This window comes from Alkalihalophilus lindianensis (genome assembly GCF_032843265.1).
Classification (GTDB): Bacteria; Bacillota; Bacilli; order Bacillales; family Bacillaceae_D; genus Alkalihalophilus; species Alkalihalophilus lindianensis.
Genome location: NZ_JAWJBA010000392.1, coordinates 1 through 268, shown reverse-complemented (window position 1 = coordinate 268; position 268 = coordinate 1). Strand labels below are relative to the sequence as shown.

The following is a 268-nucleotide window of genomic DNA, read 5'->3' as shown; positions in this document are numbered from 1 at the left end:
CAACGACAATAAGCAGAGGGCGATCGACGACAGCCGCGCGACGGTCGCCGCCTATTCGGGCTATAAGGAATATGAGCCGTTCTTCGAAGCGATCGGCTTTGGCGACCAAGCCCGGGCCTGCCAATTGAGCCTGGGCGAACATGGCGACATCGCCAAGGTCATGGGCAATGTGTCGGACGATATGGTCGAGGCGTTCGTGACCTGCGGCCCGATAGACGAGGTGCTGGAGAAGATCGAGCCCTTCTGGGACGTGGTGGATTCGCTCTGC

At 60.4% G+C, this 268-nt stretch carries 1 protein-coding gene; it reads left to right on the top strand.

The genetic code is table 11. The features are described from left to right. Positions 1-268, top strand: a 268-nt coding sequence (locus RYX56_RS26610; RefSeq protein ID WP_317124170.1) for a hypothetical protein, incomplete at both ends; no start/stop codon positions are given.